Genomic DNA, 5,665 nt, shown 5'->3' on the forward strand with positions numbered 1-5,665 from the left:
AAATAAATTAGTACAGCAAAATATTTACAATGTAAAGTATAATTAAAATACCCCATTTATAGGTATATGTTTGAGAAATTTGGTAGGTTTGGAAGAAATTAAATTTTTATTTAAATATGACAAATAAAAAGGAACTTAGCGAAATCGACATTTGTGATTTATACATTACGCCAGCTATTAAAAATGCGGGATGGGATCCAATCAAACAAATAAGACGAGAAGTGACTTTAACTCCTGGTCCTGTAATAGTTAGAGGTGAGATGTCGGCTAGGAATAAAAAGAAAAAAAAGTTTGCTGATTATGTTCTTTCATGGGAACCAGGTACTAGAATAGCTGTAATAGAAGCCAAAGATAATAGTTGTTCAGTTAGCCATGGCATGCAACAAGCTTTAGGCTACGCTGATATTTTAGGTTTGCCAAGTGCATTTAGTTCAAATGGCGATGCTTTTGCCTCACACGATAAAACTACAAAAGAAGGAGAAGACATTGAAACAGAATTTCCTCTTGAAAACTTTCCAACACCTGAAGAACTTTGGAAACGTTACAAAAAATACCACAATATAGAAGACAGTCAACAAGAACTAATTTTGCAACCATATTATACTGATGGTTCTGGCAAAGAGCCAAGATATTATCAAGTCGAAGCAATTAATCGTACTATTGAAGCTGTTGCAAAAGGTCAAAATAGAATTCTTTTAGTGATGGCTACTGGTACTGGAAAAACATATACTACATTTCAAATCATTTGGCGATTGTGGAAAGCTAGAGTAGCAAAAAGAATTTTATTTCTTGTAGATAGAAATATTTTAGCTGATCAAACTCTTGTTAATGATTTTAAACCGTTTGGTTCGGTAATGACAAAAATCAAGAATCGAAAAATTGACCCTTCATATGAAATTCATTTGGGTTTATACCAAGCATTGACAGGACCAGATGAATCTGACAAAATATTTAAAAGTGTCTCTCCAGATTTTTTTGATTTAATAGTTATTGATGAGTGTCATAGAGGTAGTGCAGCAGATGATTCTTCTTGGCGTGAAATTTTAGACTATTTTAAAAATGCTGTACAAATAGGTTTAACAGCAACACCGAAAGAAACGGAATATGTTTCAAACCTAACTTACTTCAAAGAACCTGTATATTCCTATAGTTTAAAACAAGGAATTCAAGATGGTTTTCTTGCTCCATATAAAGTTGTAAAAATTGATATAGATAAAGACATCAATGGCTGGACACCGCCTGATGATATGACTGATGATTTAGGTAATGCATTTGAAAAGCGTACTTATAATCAATCTGACATGGATAGAATTCTAGTATTAAATCAACGTACAAAATTGGTAGCGAATAGAGTAATCCAATTACTTAATGCTACTGACCCAATGTCAAAAACAATTATTTTTTGTGAGGATATTGATCATGCGGAACGCATGAGAAAAGCGATTGTCAATGCTGCTGGTAAAATAGCTATTGACAATCCTAAATATGTAATGCGTATAACTGGTGATAGTATTGAAGGAAAAGCAGAACTTGATAATTTTATTGACCCTGATAGCAAGTTTCCTGTTATAGCTACAACTTCTGATTTAATGACAACTGGTGTAGATGCTAAAACATGTCGATTAATTATTTTAGACAAAACAATTAAATCAATGACAACCTTTAAACAAATAATAGGCAGAGGTACACGAATAGACGAAGAGAATAACAAATTCTTTTTTACAATAATGGATTTTAAGAAAGCTACAGAACATTTTAAAGACGCAGATTTTGATGGTGAGCCAGTAGTAATTTATAATCCGGGACCAGATGATAGTCCTGTGCCTCCTGATCCTGAGGATGGTGGTGATGACGACACTGGTGGTGACGACACTGGTGGTGATACTGGTGGTTCAGGCAGAATAAAAATTATAATCAGCGGTGTTCCTGCTAAAATTATAAATGAAAGAATTGAGTATCTTGGTGATGATGGACAGTTAGTAACAGAATCGTACAAAGATTTTACTCAAAAGCAAGTAATATCAGAATATGCTTCTCTAGATGATTTTTTACAAAATTGGAACGATGCTAAAAAGAAACAAGCCATTATTGAGTTGCTTGAAGAACATGGCGTAGTACTTGAAAATTTAGCCGAATTGGTAGGAAAAGAATATAGTGATTTTGATTTGATATGCCATGTCGCATTTGGTCAGGCACCATTGACAAGAAAAGAACGAGCAGAAAATGTTAAGAAAAGAGATTATTTCACAAAATATGGTGAACAAGCTAAAGCTGTTTTACAAGGTTTACTTGAGATGTATTCTGATAAAGGGGTAGTTAGTATTGAAAACGTGAAGGTTTTAAAGCTTAAACCTTTTAGCGATTATGGAACTCCAATGGAAATTATAAATGATTTTTTTGGAGGAAAAGAAAAATACGAAACAGCAATAGAAGAATTAGAAAAAGAATTATTTAAACAAGACAGAATAGCATGAGTAATGTATCAGGTATCATAAAATCCATTCAGGATATTATGCGAAAGGATGTAGGAGTTGATGGAGACGCACAAAGAATAAGCCAGCTAGTTTGGCTTTTCTTCTTAAAAATAGTAGATGACCGTGAGGATGAGTTAGAATTAACAGAGGATGACTATAAATCACCATTACCGGAAAAACTACGATGGAGAAATTGGGCTAAAGATCCTGAGGGAGATACAGGAGATACGTTACTCGATTTTGTAAATCTTGAACTTTTCCCAACGTTAAAAACAAAATTAAAAATAGAGGGTGATGATGGTGGAAGAGCTTTAGTAATAAAAAATGTATTTGAAGATGCCTACAATTACATGAAATCTGGTACACTTCTTCGACAAGTAGTGAATAAAATATGTGAAATTAATTTCAATGCTTCTGGTGACCGCCACACGTTTGGGGGGATTTATGAGCAAATACTTAAAGATTTGCAAAGTGCCGGAAACGCTGGAGAGTTTTATACTCCTCGAGCCGTAACTACTTTCATTGTTAACAGAATAGCGCCAAAATTAGAAGAATCCGTTCTTGACCCAGCCTGTGGAACTGGTGGGTTTCTTACCAATATAATTGAATACAAACGAGACAACTTTGTAAAATCTCCTGCTGATGAAGAGGTTTTAGTTAAATCAATTCATGGGGTTGAAAAGAAAGCACTACCTCATTTACTATGCACTACCAATATGATTTTGCACGGTATTGATGTACCAATAAATATTAAACACGATAATACTCTTGCCAGACCATTACGTGATTATACAAACAGTGACAGAGTAAATGTAATTGTTACTAATCCGCCTTTTGGTGGTATGGAAGAAGATGGTATTGAAAATAACTTTCCTGCCAACTTAAGGACTAGAGAAACAGCAAATCTTTTTATGGCTCTTATTATTCATTTGCTTAAAAATGAAGGAAGAGCTGCTGTCGTTTTACCTGATGGTTTTTTGTTTGGTGAAGGTATTCAAACTAGACTTAAAGAAAAATTAATGACCGAGTGTAATCTTCACACTATTGTTCGATTACCCAATGGTGTTTTTAATCCTTACACAGGTATTAAAACCAATATTTTATTCTTTACAAAAGGAAAACCGACAGAACATATTTGGTATTATGAACATCCATATCCTGAAGGTGTGGTAAACTATAATAAAACCAAGCCTATGCGTTTTGAAGAGTTTCAAGCAGAGATAGATTGGTGGGGTAATGAAACAGATGGTTTTGCGACTAGAGTTGAAAATGAACAAGCATGGAAAGTTTCTGCCCAAGATATTGTAGAACGCAACTATAACCTTGATATTAAAAACCCTCATGTGGGTGAACAAATAACACATGACCCCGATGAAGTACTAGAACTCTACACTAAAGAGCAAGGCGAAATAACCACTTTAAGAAACCAGCTTAAAGCTATATTAGCAGAAGCCTTAAATAATAACTAATTATGATAAATACAATTATAAATAGTTTTGACATTTGGACAGATGCACAAGGAATAAAAGCTAAAGGGCGAATTAAAAGTATTGACAACATAAATATGTTAGGTATTAATCATTTAAGAGCATTAGTACTTGATTTAGCTGTATATGGAAAGCTAGTTCCTCAATTAGCAAGTGATGAATCTGCAAATGAATTATTAAAAAAAGGCTTAAAAAGAAAGAGTATAAAAGACCAAGAACCACTAAAGGAAAAAGGCCAATTTAACCATGATTTACCTAGTGGATGGGCATTAGCGTACATACCTAATATCCTAAAGGACGAAAAGTATGCAATAAAAAGAGGCCCATTCGGAAGTTCATTAAGAAAAGATTTTTTTGTTTCAAAAGGATATAAAGTCTATGAACAACAACACGCAATAAAAGATGATTTTTCATTAGGAAATTATTACATCGATGAAAATAAATATAAAGAATTAAAAGCTTTTAAAATAAAATCTAATGATATTATTATTAGTTGTTCAGGTACCGTTGGTAAAGTTGCAATAGCGCCTAATTGGATTGAACCTGGAATAATCAATCAAGCACTTTTAAAGTTATCTATCAATGAAACAATATTGTTGAATAATTATTTTAAAATTCTGTTTCCTGCTTTTTATATGAAAACAGAGACACTTTCAGAATTGCAAGGAACTGCACAAAAAAATATGGTTTCTGTTGACATCTTAAAAAATGAGCCTTTCCCACTTCCTCCGCTTGCAGAACAACATCGCATAGTAGCAAAAGTTGACGAGCTTATGAATTTGTGTGATAAGCTAGAAGATGAACAATTTAAAAAACTAAAAACACATCAAGCTTTAGTAAAAACATTATTAGCAACTTTAACTGAAGCAGCAGATACCAATGAATTACAAGTGGCATGGGATAGAATATATGAACATTTTGACACTCTTTTTTGTACTGAGGATAGTATCGAGCAACTGAAACAAACCATACTACAATTGGCAGTGATGGGTAAGTTGGTCAAGCAAGACCCAAATGATGAACCAGCCAATAAATTGTTAAACAAAATAGCTAAAGAAAAAGACAGGTTGGTTAAGGAAGGAAAAATTCGAAAGCAAACTCCCTTAGCAAAGATTAGTGAAGATAAGACACCTTTTGAATTACCAAGAGGTTGGGAATGGACAAGGTTAGGTGAAATTGGAATAGGAAGTACTGGTAAAACACCAAGTACAAATGTTTTAGAATATTTTGATGGAGATGTACCTTTTATTGGACCAGGCCAAATAACGTCTGAGGGCAATATTACTGACACAGATAAAACATTAACAGTTGAAGGTTTAGAATATAGTTCAATTGCTGAAGCCGATGACTTATTAATGGTATGTATAGGTGGAACGATTGGCAAATGTGCAATTGTTAAATATAAAATAGCATTTAATCAACAAATAAATTGTATTCGTCCATTGTTCTTTAATTCACATTTCCTATATGATATAATGAATTCAATATATTTTCAGCAATCAATTTTAAGTAAAGCAACTGGTTCAGCTACGCCCATAATAAATAGATCTAAGTGGGAGGAAATAATGATTCCTGTTCCATCATTATCTGAGCAAGTTCGTATCGTCCAAAAAATTGATGAACTCTTCACACTATGTGAATCTCTAAGAAATAATATCAAAAAATCAGAAGAATTAAAAGGTTTACTTTCCAAAACCATAATTG

The 5,665-nt window shown here is 33.2% G+C and carries 3 protein-coding genes; all 3 read left to right on the forward strand.

Annotation, left to right across the window (positions count from 1 at the left end):
- Window positions 1–116: 116 nt before the first annotated feature.
- Window positions 117–2,474: an EcoAI/FtnUII family type I restriction enzme subunit R gene (hsdR, locus tag JO950_RS21010; RefSeq protein ID WP_202704396.1), complete on the forward strand. Its 2,358-nt coding sequence runs from the start codon at window positions 117–119 to the stop codon at window positions 2,472–2,474.
- Window positions 2,471–3,943: a class I SAM-dependent DNA methyltransferase gene (locus JO950_RS21015; RefSeq protein WP_202704397.1), complete on the forward strand. Its 1,473-nt coding sequence runs from the start codon at window positions 2,471–2,473 to the stop codon at window positions 3,941–3,943. The genes hsdR and JO950_RS21015 overlap by 4 nt, the downstream gene beginning before the upstream one ends.
- Window positions 3,944–3,945: 2 nt before the next feature.
- Window positions 3,946–5,665, forward strand: a 1,720-nt coding sequence (locus JO950_RS21020; RefSeq protein ID WP_202704398.1) for a restriction endonuclease subunit S, incomplete at its 3' end; no start/stop codon positions are given.

The organism is Flavobacterium sp. UGB4466 (genome assembly GCF_903469665.1).
In the GTDB taxonomy this organism is placed as follows: domain Bacteria; phylum Bacteroidota; class Bacteroidia; order Flavobacteriales; family Flavobacteriaceae; genus Flavobacterium; species Flavobacterium lipolyticum.

Excerpts from the sequence above, each read along its gene's own strand:
- hsdR (WP_202704396.1), top strand. The coding sequence starts at position 117 with ATGACAAATAAAAAGGAACTTAGCGAAATCGACATTTGTGATTTATAC.
- JO950_RS21015 (WP_202704397.1), top strand. The coding sequence starts at position 2,471 with ATGAGTAATGTATCAGGTATCATAAAATCCATTCAGGATATTATGCGA.